This window comes from Paenibacillus sp. JJ-100, from assembly GCF_948329825.1.
GTDB lineage: Bacteria > Bacillota > Bacilli > Paenibacillales > Paenibacillaceae > Paenibacillus.
On sequence record NZ_CAOJCM010000002.1, the window covers coordinates 206,114 to 221,258 of the forward strand.

The 15,145-nt window shown below is 43.3% G+C and carries 15 protein-coding genes and 1 riboswitch; of the genes, 2 read left to right on the top strand and 13 right to left on the bottom strand.

Annotation, left to right across the window (positions count from 1 at the left end):
- The first annotated feature begins 96 nt into the window (after positions 1-96).
- Together PQG66_RS07520 and PQG66_RS07525 are read left to right on the top strand one after the other, a co-directional pair.
- Entirely contained in the window at positions 97-738 is a 642-nt protein-coding gene (locus PQG66_RS07520) for a thiamine diphosphokinase (RefSeq protein ID WP_272036896.1), read from the top strand.
- A gap of 397 nt (positions 739-1,135) precedes the next feature.
- Positions 1,136-1,636 carry a C40 family peptidase gene (locus tag PQG66_RS07525; RefSeq protein ID WP_272036898.1) on the top strand — a complete coding sequence of 167 codons (501 nt, stop codon included), beginning with the start codon at positions 1,136-1,138 and terminating at the stop codon, positions 1,634-1,636.
- Positions 1,637-1,778: 142 nt separating this feature from the next.
- On the opposite strand, the gene PQG66_RS07530 is transcribed toward PQG66_RS07525, so the two are convergent.
- The 13 genes from PQG66_RS07530 to PQG66_RS07590 all read right to left on the bottom strand — a co-directional run bounded on the left by PQG66_RS07530 (position 1,779) and on the right by PQG66_RS07590 (position 15,140).
- On the bottom strand, positions 1,779-2,477 hold the full coding sequence (locus PQG66_RS07530) for a response regulator transcription factor (RefSeq protein ID WP_272036900.1): 699 nt from the start codon (positions 2,475-2,477) through the stop codon (positions 1,779-1,781).
- A gap of 120 nt (positions 2,478-2,597) precedes the next feature.
- Positions 2,598-3,647: a ThiF family adenylyltransferase gene (locus PQG66_RS07535; RefSeq protein WP_272036902.1), complete on the bottom strand. Its 1,050-nt coding sequence runs from the start codon at positions 3,645-3,647 to the stop codon at positions 2,598-2,600.
- Positions 3,644-4,411, bottom strand: coding sequence for a thiazole synthase (locus PQG66_RS07540; RefSeq protein ID WP_272038108.1), 768 nt, complete (start codon positions 4,409-4,411; stop codon positions 3,644-3,646). Before PQG66_RS07540 ends, PQG66_RS07535 begins: the two co-directional genes overlap by 4 nt.
- Positions 4,412-4,472: 61 nt before the next feature.
- Positions 4,473-4,676, bottom strand: a complete 204-nt coding sequence (gene thiS, locus PQG66_RS07545; RefSeq protein ID WP_272036905.1) for a sulfur carrier protein ThiS — start codon at positions 4,674-4,676, stop codon at positions 4,473-4,475.
- On the bottom strand, positions 4,673-5,914 hold the full coding sequence (gene thiO, locus PQG66_RS07550; RefSeq protein WP_272038109.1) for a glycine oxidase ThiO: 1,242 nt from the start codon (positions 5,912-5,914) through the stop codon (positions 4,673-4,675). The genes thiS and thiO overlap by 4 nt, the downstream gene beginning before the upstream one ends.
- 40 nt (positions 5,915-5,954) lie before the next feature.
- On the bottom strand, positions 5,955-6,734 hold the full coding sequence (locus tag PQG66_RS07555; protein WP_272036906.1) for a thiamine phosphate synthase: 780 nt from the start codon (positions 6,732-6,734) through the stop codon (positions 5,955-5,957).
- A gap of 246 nt (positions 6,735-6,980) precedes the next feature.
- Positions 6,981-7,090: riboswitch (TPP riboswitch) on the bottom strand.
- A 39-nt stretch (positions 7,091-7,129) separates the two neighbouring features.
- A complete protein-coding gene (locus tag PQG66_RS07560) occupies positions 7,130-8,683 on the bottom strand; it encodes an ABC-F family ATP-binding cassette domain-containing protein (RefSeq protein ID WP_272036908.1) in 1,554 nt (517 codons plus the stop codon).
- Positions 8,684-8,779: 96 nt separating this feature from the next.
- Positions 8,780-9,760, bottom strand: coding sequence for a hypothetical protein (locus PQG66_RS07565; protein WP_272036910.1), 981 nt, complete (start codon positions 9,758-9,760; stop codon positions 8,780-8,782).
- Entirely contained in the window at positions 9,747-10,298 is a 552-nt protein-coding gene (locus PQG66_RS07570) for a hypothetical protein (protein ID WP_272036912.1), read from the bottom strand. The genes PQG66_RS07565 and PQG66_RS07570 overlap by 14 nt, the downstream gene beginning before the upstream one ends.
- Positions 10,295-10,693, bottom strand: coding sequence for a hypothetical protein (locus PQG66_RS07575; RefSeq protein ID WP_272036914.1), 399 nt, complete (start codon positions 10,691-10,693; stop codon positions 10,295-10,297). Before PQG66_RS07575 ends, PQG66_RS07570 begins: the two co-directional genes overlap by 4 nt.
- Before the next feature lie 16 nt (positions 10,694-10,709).
- Entirely contained in the window at positions 10,710-11,195 is a 486-nt protein-coding gene (locus tag PQG66_RS07580; protein ID WP_272036916.1) for an ABC transporter permease, read from the bottom strand.
- A 62-nt stretch (positions 11,196-11,257) separates the two neighbouring features.
- Entirely contained in the window at positions 11,258-13,324 is a 2,067-nt protein-coding gene (locus tag PQG66_RS07585) for a hypothetical protein (RefSeq protein ID WP_442955053.1), read from the bottom strand.
- On the bottom strand, positions 13,314-15,140 hold the full coding sequence (locus PQG66_RS07590) for an ATPase, T2SS/T4P/T4SS family (RefSeq protein WP_272036920.1): 1,827 nt from the start codon (positions 15,138-15,140) through the stop codon (positions 13,314-13,316). The genes PQG66_RS07585 and PQG66_RS07590 overlap by 11 nt, the downstream gene beginning before the upstream one ends.
- Between the last annotated feature and the right edge of the window lie 5 nt (positions 15,141-15,145).

Here is a 15,145-nt window from a genome sequence, read left to right on the forward strand (position 1 = left end):
TTTGGTGTAACGTTTTATACCTCAGTTCAGTTCGTGGTGAACTACCCTTTTAAAAACAATATGTGTTCCCTCTATAATAAGGAAGGATGAAATAATATGGATTACAAACGTATCATTATATTCACAGGTGGCCAGCTCGCCAAAGAATTCCTTCGGGAAATTCAGCCCGATGACATTATTATTGCAGCAGACCGCGGTGCGTTATATTTGATTCAGCATGGGATCAAGCCACACATTGCTGTAGGAGACTTCGATTCGATTACAGAAGAAGAACGAGAGATTGTAAGCAGCAACAGTGTTGAGTTTATTACTTGTGATCCGATTCATAAAGACCTTACAGATACTGAAATGGCATTTGAAACGGCCCTGGATCACGAACCTACCCACATTCTTATATTTGGAGCGACAGGCACACGAATGGATCATACTCTTGCGAATGTTCATATTATGGTTCGTGCGATGCAGCATCATATTTCCTGTGCACTACAGGACGAGCATAACTATATGACCTTAACCACTTCACACGCTGTTGTTGAGCAGCGCGGCTATACTTATGTCTCACTACTTCCACTAACGCATGAGGTTACAGGTATATGTCTGGAGGGTTTTATGTATCCTTTGGATCAAGCAACCATTCGTTTGGGACAATCTCTGGGAATCAGCAACAAGTTGCTGGAGGAATCAGGCACTGTTACCATTGATAGCGGCCTGTTGCTCATTATTCAGAGCAAAGACTGAACATTCGAAACAATCGGAGACATTAACTTCATCGATTCAATATCAATTCAATCCAGTCCGATACGTTCGGTTAGTTCGATTTATTTGGATGCGATCGGTTTGGTCTGGACTTGAAGCTTCGGTGCGGAATGATTACATTTTTGTAACTTGAATGAAAGAGCAAAAATAGGTTTAAACGAAGAAATCCCCTTGATTATCAAGGGGATTTTTGTTTTGAGCGCATGATGGTATTCGTCAACAATTAATTTTTTGACATTTTTAATCGTATTTTAATAATCATAACCAAATTACTGATCTATCAGTCTTTTTGCTAAGACATCCAATTTCTAGGGTGTTACAAACCTGTTATACTCGCTCTAGCAACTTAACGAAAACGAATTTTGGAGGTACAAACAACATGAAAAACAACTTCTTCGTCCAAAAGGCCGTAACCGTCGGGTTGTGCGCTACACTAGGTTTCGGAGCTGTACTAATGACGCATGTACCTGTTGCAGAAGCGGCAACGGTATCTGTATCCAAAGGTCAGAAAATTGTAAACTATGGCAAAAAATTCACTGGAACTCCATATAAATTTGGTGCTTCAACGAAAACAACCAAATACTTTGACTGTTCTTCTTTTATGAAGTATATTTTCAAAAAGTATGGTGTAGACCTTCCGCGCACTTCCGCAAAACAATCCAAGGAAGGTAAATACGTTTCCAAATCTAATCTGCGTGTTGGTGATTTAGTATTCTTCTCAAGTGGCAGCCGCTCCACTGGATCAAATGTCACACACGTTGGGGTGTATGCAGGTAAAGGGAAGTTTCTTCATACCTATGGTTCACCAGGTGTAACCCTGTCTGATTTGAACTCTGGCACGTGGAAAAGAACGTATGTTACTGCTCGTCGCGTACTATAAAGTCTCCATTTTATAACGGATATACGAAAGACCGGGTCTATAGGATCCGGTCTTTTTATATGATCTTGAATTTTCATATATACCATATACTCGTAATAACCCTCTCACTCCAAGCTGAAGTATACCTCGAAAATGGATGGAATTAACCGTGAAGCATGTAACCTATTCCTCGTACGGTCTGAATTAGCTTTACATCCCTCCCTTTATCGACTTTGACCCGTAAATGTTTAATGTACACGTCAACTACATTGGTATCCATGGCGAACTCGTAGCCCCAGACCTCTCGCAAAATATCACTTCTCGTACAGGCTTCGTTCAAATGCATTGCTAAGAATTCCAACAATTCATATTCTTTTGGGGTCAAATTAAGGTATTGCCCTTCTCGGCTTACCCTTCTCGAACGCAAATTTATTCTCAAGTCTTGAACAATGACTGTTTCTTCGCCATCAGGCTTGACCTTTGCAAACAACCGAAGTATGTTGCGAATTTTGGCTAGGAAAACCTTCCAATGCACAGGTTCCTCCATCACATCATAAGCACCGAAGTCCAGCCAATCAATCACCCACTGAGGGGAGGTCTCAGGAATGATAACCATTAAAGGTATAGGTGTACCCTGATTCATCCAATTTTTCAAAGCTGCTTTATTTTGTATATTCTGATACATCTGCTTAGACTTCTGCTCCACCAATAAGATCAATTTCGGACGATCAAACTGCATAACTACATCTTCATTTAATTCAACCCACTCTATGTGCTGTACCTCATATCCTTCTTCTTGCAAAATACATTCTATCTGGTTAACTAACTCCCCTGTACCTACTAGAAAGATGACTGTTGTCATATTTTTCACCCGGCCCGTCTGTATTCCGCTGCTTCTTAGCATGGACTGTACAGATAGGATGCCTTAAAAAGAAAAAGTCCATTCCCGCCGGGAACAGACTGTCAATCTTAATGATTCGTATTAGCCGAAATAGCGATGCACTAGTGAACGTGCTTCGGCGGTATCATTCGTTCCATGAACAAGAACACGGCCATCTTGAAAAATGACCAGTCGATGATCACCCGTTGTGAATGACACCAAAAAAGGATTAATCTCCACTTTCCCTTCCTCAAGCCTCTGTAATCGTTCCGCTGTCAATTGCAAATCTAACTGTTGCCGACGCGCAGGACGGATCTGGACAGTATCTCTGCCACACAATACATCCGTTTTCTCCAGATTAGATGAAGAAAGAAACGGATACGTTGCCACTGGGCTACATGAAGCACAATCTTGCTTTTTCGCCCCATCAACGTTAATTGAAATGTATTCGTTCCGCCACACATCAAATGACAACAATTTACGTCTAAGAGCAGCCGAGTTACCGCTTAACAACTTCATCGCTTCCGCTGTCTGATTTGCCGTTACCATTTGCACCGCTTGAGGTATAATCCCTGAAGTATCACAAGTATCCCCACCAAGTGGCACTTCCCCTAGAAGGCAATTCAAACAAGGCGTATCCCCAGGCAAAAACGTATATGTAATGCCATAGCTGCCAACACATCCTCCGTAAATCCAAGGGATTTGATGTTTCTGAGCCATATCATTAATAAGTAATCTGGTATCAAAATTATCCGTTGCGTCCATAATTAAATCGGTATTTCCGATAAGTTCTTCCAGTTCGTCCACTCGCACATCCATTACTTTGGCTTCGATCTGAACAGTTGAATTAATGGCCGACAAACGCTTAGCCGCCGCCATTGCTTTGGGTATACGCTCAATCGCATCCTGTTCAACGTAAAGTTGCTGCCGTTGCAGATTGCTCCATTCTACATAGTCCCGGTCTACTATAGTAATCTGTCCAACACCGGAACGAACCAACGTTTCGGCAATGCCTGTTCCGAGTGCTCCAGCTCCAATAATTAACACCTTGCTGTCACTCAGTTTTGCTTGACCTTCTCTGCCGAGCGGCGCATATCGTTCCTGCCGAGAGTATCGATCAGCTTGTTCGGTATGATGTAACTGATCTATCATGTATGAATCATTCCTTCCACCGGACTGCTTGCTGCAGCATAACGCTTTACAGGAATCATACCTGCCGTATATGCTAACCTGCCTGCTTCTACACCGAGACGCATCGCCTTAGCCATGGCAACCGGATCATTTGACCCTGAAACAGCCGTATTAAGCAGTACGCCGTCAGCCCCGAGTTCCATTGCATATGCCGCATCTTTCGGAGAGCGCAAACCGGCATCTACAATTACAGGCACGGCAGCTTGTTCTATAATGATCTCCAGATTATATGGGTTAATGATGCCTCTACCTGCACCAATCGGAGAGGCGCCTGGCATAACAGCATGCACTCCCAGCAACTGGAGTCGTTTGGCTAAGATAACGTCGTCTGAAATATAAGGCAAGACGGTAAATCCTTTTTCCAGCAAAATGCTGCAAGCCTTGTACGTTTCAATCGGGTCAGGAAGCAGCGTCACTCCGTCTCCGATGACTTCAACTTTTATCATATCACAAAGTCCGGAAGCTCGCGCAAGCTCTGCAATTCTCACCGCTTCTTCAGCCGTCGAAGCTCCGGCAGTGTTAGGTAGCAACGTATATTTGCTCAGATCGAGTGTGTCCAAAAAGTGTTGCTTACCACTCTCCTCCAGATTCAGACGCCGTACAGCAAAGGTCAGTACTTCAGTACCTGAAGCCTCAACAGCTTGGCTCTGAACTTCCATGTCCGAGAATTTCCCTGTCCCAAGCAGCAACCTCGATCCAAACGAATATTGACCAATCGTTAACATCATTAAGCGCCTCCCAGCATTCAATTTAAAAGATTAAACTCCTCTAACCTAATGAACAAGATCACCCGCCTCCGACAAAGTGGACAATTTCGAGTCGATCTCCTTCTCTTAACGGTGTCGTTTCATGATGGTCTTTAGTTAAAATATTGCGATTCAACTCTACAACCACTGTCTTTACTTGCAAGTTGAATGATTGTAGCAATTTGTCAACACGATTTAACTCGTCCCCAATCTCCATCTTTTGTCCGTTTACAACAATGTTCACATCATAACCCCCTTTTTATTTATACGATCAGGCGACAAGGCCTCAATCCCGATCTCTTCGGCACTCTTGCCCTCCAACATGTCTGCGATCCAGCGTCCTGTTATCGCACTTAACAATATTCCATTGCGAAAATGCCCGTAAGCTGCATATAAGCCAGGAATTTGTTCACATTTGCCCACATACGGCAGTTTGTCTGGGGTGGATGGTCTTATGCCTGCCCAAGCTCGTAAAAATACGGCATCCTTCATTCCCGGAACCCAATAACTGGCCGCGCCCAGTAATCGTTGCACACTATTCGCAGATACGCTGTGATCTTTTCTTCCTGGAAAACTGGTTGCTCCGATCCATACCTCTCCATTGGCTTTCGGAACGATATAGGCATCTTCTGCATATACGGTGCGATCAGGACGGTATGTTGCTTGATCTGCGGGAAAACGAATCGCAACAATTTCTCCTTTTACCGGAATTGAAGGCAATGTTACACCCACTTGAGCCATGAGTTGTTCTCCGTGCAAACCTGCTGCTATGATGACATGTTTGCAAGATATTTCTCCCTGAGCAGTTGACACCCCCTGCACTCCATCCTTATTCACGATCAGACGAACATCCCGAACACCCTCACAGATCCGCGCACCCATCATTTGAGCTGACCTTGCATAAGCTCTGCTCAATGACACTGGTAGCAGCTCACTCTCCATGGGTCTGTAATAAGCCCCATACGTATCCCGATTCAGCCATGTCACTTCTCGTTGCACTGTACTACGATCCCACCATGTTTTCTCCCCACTCGATGAACTACTGCGTTTGTTCTTGTATGCACTTAAATCCATATATGAGCGAAACGGTGTGATAAATCCACTGCGCCTCAAACCAAAATCCATACCCGTTAATGCAGATATCTGATCTTTGTGCTTCATTAATAGTTCTCTGCTTTCATAAGCGGCTTGTGCAATGAACGGATGAGCAAAATCTTCACTATCTGCTGCAAGCATGCCGGCAGCTGCACTGGAAGTTCCACTGGCTATCTCGGATTGCTCAACAAGAAGTACCTCCCGTCCTCGGGATGCCAGTTCAAAAGCAATCGCGCACCCTATAACTCCTCCGCCAACAATGATTGTTTCTGCATGCATAGCTTCCAATGATTCAGATGATCGTTCAAGTGATGATATCGTAAATTTACCTTGTTCTTCTGATGGAGCGACAGCTTTCATAGTTTGGTTCGGTTCTATCGGTTCCATAGTTCTCAATAGTTCTCATCTCCTTGATTGTTTGCACCTTTCATGTCTCTGCTCGCACAGCCTGTTGAAATAGAACCGCAGCGTGGGCAGGGTCTTTTTGCCCCAGGACACTTGAGATCACAGCGGCTCCGCTGGCCCCCGCAGACTGGACAGCCTGGATGTTGCCTGGCTGAATGCCTCCAATGGCAATAACAGGTATTTTCACACCAGAGCACACTTCCGCCAATGCTTCTAATCCCCTGGCTGTTAGATCAGGCTTGCTCGTACTCGCATATACGTGACCGAAAAAGAGATAGTCTACTCCATATTCTTCTGCGTTTCTTGCTTCATCAATGGAATGTATTGAAACTCCCCATCTCATTTGCCGATCATTATTCATTTCGCTCGCTAACGTTTTCTTTTGCTTTTGTAGCATATCTTGGCTCCAATGCACTCCTTGGTAAAAATCACTGGACGAAAAAGGATTTGCACCGTTGATTACAATGCGAGAAGCGGGAACGCCTGAATCTGCCATCCATTTAGCCCAATTCATTCGATCGTGCAGCGAAAGCTGCTTTTCTCGAATATGAATGTAGTGAACCCATGGCCAAATCTCCTTGGCCGCCGTTACCATCGCTGCTTGTTCCCCTCTATTTGTAGATACAACATGAAGCTCAAATGAAGGAAGGTCTTCTTCTCCATATTGTTGTTCATCTTTTTGTGCATTTTCTTCTCGATCTTGTTTCCACCTATCCGCTATTCTCTCAGTCTGCTGTTTCAACGGATATTTGGATTGATCCGTTGATTCTGGCATCTCATCTTCAATCTCTATGATATGCAACCTTGCTTTCCCTCCCTTCAGTTCCAGGCTTGAAAACAACGTAACGACTATACAACCAAAAAACGTATACAACCAAAAAAGCCACTCCCGTAGGGGAGTGGCTGCGTTTAAAAATTGATTCAGTCTAATGACCGCATAATCTTACCTGCTGAACAGTTATAGTTATAACTGTTCATCCAGTAAAGAAATACATGCATCACTGTGTAGTAAATATGCTTCAATGATTAAAGCATTATTTACTCATTTTACTGAAACGCGCCACTTCCCTACGCTGGTATGATCCAGATCAGGTGCGAAGGGTCCGGAATCGTATTCTTCCATCTCAGCCGCAACGTGCGGCCCCCCTAGTGTTCGTATGAAGTTCTAGCCTATATTATCACAATCGGTATTTTTTGTCATCGTACATTTTCGGACCATTCTTCAACATTCCATGTTTTGGTGACCCAGCCTTCATAGAAATCCGGTTCGTGTGATACCAGCAAAACGGTCCCCTTATATTCCTTCAATGCACGCTGAAGTTCGGCTTTTGCAGTCACATCCAGGTGGTTTGTTGGCTCATCAAACAACACCCAATTGCTCTCACGCATGAGCAACTTGCACAATCGAACTTTGGCTTGTTCTCCTCCGCTCAACATATTGAGAGGACGAGTAATATGCTCATTTTTGAGGCCGCACCGTGCAAGGTGCCCCCGCACTTCGTTCTGTGTCAAGTGTGAAAACTCATTCCATACATCGTCGATCGGTGTAATATTTCCAGCACGCACTTCCTGTTCGAAGTAGGCTGTTTCGAGATAATCCCCCAAAAAGGTTTTACCGCTAATTGGTGGGATTTTGCCAAGGATGGTCTTAAGCAACGTAGATTTACCTACACCGTTACATCCAACAATCGCGATCTTTTCGCCACGTTCAATCGTCATGGTCATCTTGGGTAGCAACGGATACGTATAACCGATTTCAAAATCTATCCCTTCAAAAACAGTCTTACTGCTCGCACGGGCATCCTTAAACTTAAACGTTGGTTTCAATGCTTCGTCTGGGCGGTCAATTCTCTCGATCTTGCCCAGTTGCTTTTCACGGCTTTTCGCCCGACCCGAAGTTGAAGCCCTTGCCTTGTTACGCTGAATGAAATCTTCCTGTTTTTTAATATATTCCTGCTGCTTCTCATAGGCATCAATATGCTGTGCTTTCTGCATATCCGCCATCTCCAGAAATTTCTCATAGTTAGCTGCATATCGAGTCAATTTTGCGAACTCCAGATGATAAATGACGTTAACAACTTCATTCATAAACTCTGTATCATGAGAGATCAATAGAAATGCATATGGATAGTCTTTCAAATATCTGGTCAACCATTCAATATGCTCTACATCCAAATAGTTGGTCGGCTCATCCAATAATAGGGCAGTAGGTTTTTCTAACAATAACTTCGCAAGTAGTACCTTTGTGCGTTGTCCACCACTAAGCGCTGCAACATCACGATCAAGTCCAATGGCATTCAATCCCAGACCATTAGCCATTTCTTCCACTTTCACATCAATCAGATAAAAGTCACCTTGTTCCAGTTGTTCCTGAATGTCTCCCATTTCTTCAAGTAGCTGCTCCAGCTTATCCGGATCAGCGTCAGCCATCTGTTCAGTGATTTGCATCATTTGCTTTTCCAGTTCCAACAATGGTAAAAAAGCATCTTTAAGGACATCACGAATCGTCTTGCCTGGCGTTAACTTTGTATGTTGATCCAAGTATCCGTAACGAACTTTTGGCGTCCATTCTACCTTTCCACTGTCTTTAAGTAGTTTTCCCGTCAAAATATTCATTAATGTTGATTTCCCGGCACCATTGGCTCCAACCAACCCTACCCGTTCCCCGGCAAGCAGTCGAAAAGAAACATTTTTAAATAACGTACGGTCTCCGAAATTGTGACTTACGTTCTCTACTGACAATAAACTCATAAGATGAGACTGCTCCTATCTAATTACATTACTTTAGTTTCAAGTTTACAAACCCCTATCTTAGCACAGGTTCTGTCTATTCTGAAAGTATGTACCTTAAGAAGAGCAATCAAATTCAAAATATCCTTTAGCTGCTGCCTGCCTTGGATGCGTAAACACCTCATCAGCACGAAATCCAGGGTTACATGTGGCAGGATAATGATATTTAATATTTGTTACAGGATCAACGCCACCAACAACTGCTGTTTTTTTGACCAGTCGGCCTCCGCCAATGGCATAATTGTTAACCTTCTGATCCCCTACAGCAATCCCCTGTACAAATGCCATAATACCAATATCATTAATCGAATTGTACCAATCTTCCTGTGAGATTAGCGGCATCGTAAACAAATAAGACACTCCATTTTTTCTTGCAAATTCGTTGTGATTATTGATTACATCTGCCAGCTCATTCTGAACACCGGTTACGATTCGGCTTCGTCTCACCTGCTCAAAGATTGTTGAATCCTGAAACAAAGAAATGGTTGAAGTGGCTGCTAATTCATGCTGAAACCCTTCAATCCACCTCCCTGCACCAGCGTCAAACGCATGTACATAACCGTCTAGGGTAAAATTAATACTGTTTCCATCTGAATCTGAATATGTATAAGGTTTTTTCGGGCTCCACACATGTTTATAAGAGTTTTCGATTTTCCCTGTCAGTTCAGTTTCCTTGGCAAAAATATAATATCCGTCGTAATCAAGGATCACGATTGCCGGAATATAGTCAAACATATGTTGAATAGCTGTCTGATCATCCTGTATTCCCATGTTTAGTGCCATCGTTTGGGTGAACGTAGACAAAGCTAGCTCTTTATCCGCTTTAACAAACTTGGCAGAATCATATCCTGCTTCTGCATATTGTTTCTCATTTTGGTGCATGACCGCGCCAGCATCAATCACAGCGGTTTGAAGGGCTGTTTTGTAGCGATAAGCCATTTCATTAGCCTTTTGCGCATCATCGGAATGAATTGTAAGGATATAAAAGAACGGAAAAAAAATCAATACAAATACAATAGAAAGCTCAGTAATCTTCATTCAATACCATGCCCCCATATGAAGCAAAAACCGCAGAAGCCTGGGCTGTGCCTTGTAACCATTCGCGTATCATCATCGAAGGTGTGCGGTTGGTGCTTTTTAAACTTACAGTGAAGTAATCACCTACAGTTAGCTTGTATCTGCGCCCGGGGTCATCTATCGATAACGAGCTGGACATGGGGAAAAGACGTTCCTGAATCTGAGACAAGTAGTATCCATCATGAACAACCTCATATGCACCCGTAAAGCTACTCTGATCCATTGGATCTGAATAGTGAGGCACATACTTTTTATGCAAATGTTCCATGGAGATATCATATGTGTTACCCGTTTGAGCTAGCTGCTCTTGAAACTCAGCCAGCATACGAGGTGAGATATATCCTTTAGTACGAACAGCATCCACAAAACGTGTGACATTCTGTGCTGCTGTCAAACGTGCGATATCATCCTGACGTTCAGCAGTCTCAGCCGCTGGATACACATAGAGCAGGAGAACGGCAAGTAATACGGCAAACAATCTGGATGCAGCATTAATCACTGTCTTTGTACCTCCTTCCAAAATGAGAGCTTTACCAATTCTCCCGATTCATTTCGATAGTAGTCGGGTCGATAGTTCCCGTCTAACTCAACTGGTATCATGGCTGATGGATCTATAAGCGGATCGATCACATACCCATAACCATTCACCTCAACTTGTACGCCTGTACCTGTCATTTGTCGCACGGTATGGAGCACTTCATCTCCGGTATATCTGATTATCTCACTTGTGAGATGTGTATTATGTATTCTGCCTTCCATAGCTGCATTTGTTTTCACCCTGTCGTTCAAAGCACCCCTGAGCATCTTTACGTTCGCTTGTCCGTACAGGCAGGCTGTCACAAAAAGGACAACCGCCGTACAGAAAAGCATCATCTGCTGTGTGTTCCGGAACATGTTCTACCAGCTCCAGTCAGGATTGTTGAAAGATCAGACCCCTAACAACATTAGATCGGTCTTTAACGATAACCGCCTTGAACTTACCGCTTGGATTAACGTATTGATTGTCCTTTTCGCTCATGGTCTGATTGATACTACCCACCTTGTCATCAGGCGCAATGACTGAACCATAATCGGCGTTATTCAGATCCTGAGAAATGTTGAGTTGATTGCCATACCATTGGCCAGCTTTGTTTTTCCCTGTAATTACCTTAATGCCAAATTGATCCTTGTCCGCATATTTACGTAAAGCATTTGTCACTTGTGACCCACTAATTGTCGTGCCGTCATACACCGTAAATGCAGCCTGAGACAGCTCTGTCTGAATGTCCGCGAAATTATTTTGCGCTGTTTTGGTTGCCTCCTGAGCCGAAATAAACAACAAAACCACAATCGTAATCAAAGCAATTGTCAAAAATATTCCCGCTGCCACCTTCAAAGCACTTGATGCATTATTCATAGTAATAACCTCCTGTAATGATATGAATGATTAATTCTTGAATCCACTTTACAAGCCATGAACTACAGTCTCTGTATTTGCTCGTAATACATGTTCATCTGTACAAAGCTCATTCCAACCAGCGGTATGACCAAGTACAGGAAAATCAAAGCGTACATTGGTGTAAAGCCGATCGTTCTTCCCCAGCCTGCTTTAACATCAATGATTTTGTTGTACTCCTGTTTACGTTGTTCGAAGTAAAAAGTCATCATGCTCTCCAGATCATCAAAAGCTTCTCGAATGGATATTTTACCCAGAGCGAGATGCAGCTTATCAATTAAACGTTGGAATTCCGGTAAGGCTACTTCCTCTTTTAATTGTTCAAGAGCTTGTTCCGGTCCATGTTCGAAGTGCAACAGGCATTTTTGCAGTGGTCTTTTAAAAATAACGGCGAATCGATTGAGCCATTCCACAATCTCCTCCACAGACATACGGTCCATCTCCCTCAAAATGGAGATTACGGTTTGGAATTGATAGATTTCGTGCCGCATATCCAAACCTCTCATTTTACGCTGGAACATCATCAGCCATAGCGGCAGATAATAGCCTCCCAAACCAAACGCGAGTGCCAAAACAAGATGCCACCATCGCAAATATTGGTTGTTATATGACTCTATCTTCTCCGTAATCCGCTGAATCGTGGCGTTTTGTGTATCCTGATCTAACTGGCTTGGAGCGAGATATCGCAGTGCATCAGCAATATCTTCGTACGTAACTCCACGCTTCATGTCAACATACGCCATGATGGCTTCATCAAGCGTTGTCTTCTGTCTGGCTATTTCCAAATCATTCTCGGACATTGCACCAAACATACGATCATCCCTAATTGGATCCTGTAATATGTGATTTCGCTCAACCTGATGCAGAAGCAGAATGAATCCAATAGTTAGAACCACACAACTTATGAATGACGTCAACCTTCGAATAGCCAGCCATTCATATTTTATCTCTGTATTACTCTCTCTCATTAACCTGATGGTCTGATTGTACGAAACGGTCCCGGGTTTGGGGGCAAAAAGCATAGCCATCTTCCGCAAAAACACCTGCTTGTACAATATACGATCCAGTCTGGATTGCTTCTGTCCAGAGCGATAGCGGGTTTCATCGTATTGTTGAAGACGCTGTAACAGCAAATAAGCGACAATAATGATAACGTAGATCGATATTTTGGTTACAAACCCCAGTTTGCTGCGATAAAATTCATCCATCGTAGGAAAGCTAACTCTTGCCCATCGTTCAATCGGACCTGTGAATAGCACAGGTGCAAGAGCAATGACATTTAACCCTTGCAACAAGTAATCAAGCCGGTCACGTCTGAGAATTTCCAGATGAATCTCCTGAGTCAGATTGCCTAATCCTTGAAGGTATATGGAACCCTGCTTTTTATCCTTGTCACCAAACTCCATAACCATATAAGAAACACCAGCAAATCCTTTAAGAAAACGATTTGGGGCTATTTCATAATATCGCTCGAGAGCTTCATCCGGATCGGGAGAAGTCAGCGCCTCATAGATTAGTCTCACCTGCTCTGCTGCTTCTCCTGAAGCCGCTTCGGATGCTTCATACAGCGCTTCCTCAACCATTCCATGTTGATGATATCGGTGTCTTACATCGGCAAACAGATCCAGCATCTGAACCAACAGTTTTTTCTCCATTCGACTCAAACACATATCCAGCACAAGACTGTTCAACACAACCGCACACAGGATAGCGAGAATGATAAACGTTAGCCCGGGTTGCAGCCAAAACAATACAACACTGACACTTCCGTAACCACCCATAATGATAAGAACAACGGTCATCGTCACTCTGCGCAATGCTGGTTCATCTCTGGCATAACGATATGAGATTCTTTTTTGCACCTGTAATATATAGACTGACAGCAAGGGCACTTTCATACCAAACTGATACGCCCGTAACAGGAATGATCCCCAATCTCTATACTTTCTACCCTGAATGTGAATGATATTCGAGGTAGTATATTCGGAACTACTCACTCTTCGCCGCAACAAATGAAGAATGAGTAGAGTGAGGATGAATCCTACTGCACATATGCCTATCACAAGCAATAAGACCCATTTAAGGTTCATATGTCTCACCCCAATGTTGTCCGATGAACTGTGCGAACTTTTCGGCATCTTGCAGCGTCATTTGATCCTGCATATCTGCGATGCTTGTAGCAGAGATCGGGGCAGTAGCTACATAATTTCCTTGCTGATACTCCACAACATTTCGAAAGGTGAACCCGCTGTTCTCTTGATTATACTCTTCATTGCGGGAGCGAGGGATACATTCCGTAATTCTCTCAATATATCTACGGCCCTCCGCATCTTTTTTCATGTGAACATCAAAGTTAATGACACTGACAACCTGTTCTTCTGCGATATGCTCATGCTGAAACATGCCCGTTTTAAGGAGTGAATTTCGTAGTGAGAATACCAGATCACGAAATGTTTTAGCATGATGTGTGAACAGTGTAAAAAGACTCGCTACTTGCGACATCTGAATCATCCAGGCAGCCACTTCGTCACTGGCAACCTCACCGAGAATGTTTACCGTTCCATCTGTTTTCTTCTGCAAATCGAGGCCTTGTTGCCCAGATATATGTTCTGTCTCTCGAAAACTCAGAATGTTACGACGACTATAGATCCGTCTTAATTGCAATTCAAATGCCATCTCCTGTACACGCAGGGTATACGAAGCGTAGATATGCTTCACCATAGCCATTAGCAATGTCGTTTTACCAGAACCCTGTGCCCCTGTCACTGCTGTAATCCGACTTCCTTTCATTAAATATCGAAGCAACTCGATTGGTAACTGTGCGTTGTTACCTGTAATCAACTGATCAAGAGAAGCATTAGGAATATCAAATTTACGAACAAAAAATGCCCATGATTCCGCAAAGGGAGGACGTACAACGACGACACGTGAACCGTCCTTCATTTCATTTACTTTATAACCGCTTGCTTCAGACAGCTGACCCGGATAATTATATTTATATATGTTCTGGCACACCCGCTTCAACTCTCGTATGCTACCGAAGCTCAAAAAAGATAAATGAATGGACTTCCCTTTATAAAAGATCCACACACTCTCCATGCCGCTTAGGGGTTCTTCTTTATGCTCATCTTCAAAAGCATGGTCAACAAGATCATTCCAGCTAGTTGAGATAGGGTTACGCAGATCTGGAAGCGTTCCAAGAACGCCACTTACACCTCCGCTGACACCATCAATTCGTTGATCCCTGATTTCATCGACAACCGAGAACCCTTTGTAGTGCTGGTATACACGCTGCACAATAATTTCTACCTTTTCTCTGAATCCCAGCTCTCGGTATTCACAATCAAAGACATACCGAATATCTTGCTCTGAGATGTAATAACTACCGCCATCCTCCGAGCCTTCTTCCGTTCTAAGTTTACCTAAATCATAGGTATCAATCATTCTGGAGAGTGCATCTGTTCCAAATTGTTGGCGGTACAAATAGAACACAATCTCAAATCGATCCTGAACAGTTAGTCGTTCGGGTTCAGCGAACATAATTACTTCGTCCACATTGGATTTGTTCAGACCAATACTCCGTGTCAACAGGTCACCTATCAAATTTTTTACATACGTTTTGTCACTGATGCTTCCAGACACACATCCTTTTAACGCTTTTCTCATCTCTGCACGCTGATTCACTCTACGACGATATTCTTCCTCATGCAGTCCCGCGTCGGCAAGCTGGCTGTGGCTTATTGCATGCAATGAATTCTTGACTTCTTCAATTAATGTCTCAATCGTAAATGACTGTCGTTCAGGTACACGCTCGTTCTTCTCTCGAAGAAATCCCCGATACTTGTACCAGACATAATACATACCTGCAATCAATATCAATGTAATTACAATTGCGTTCCATACCATTGGAG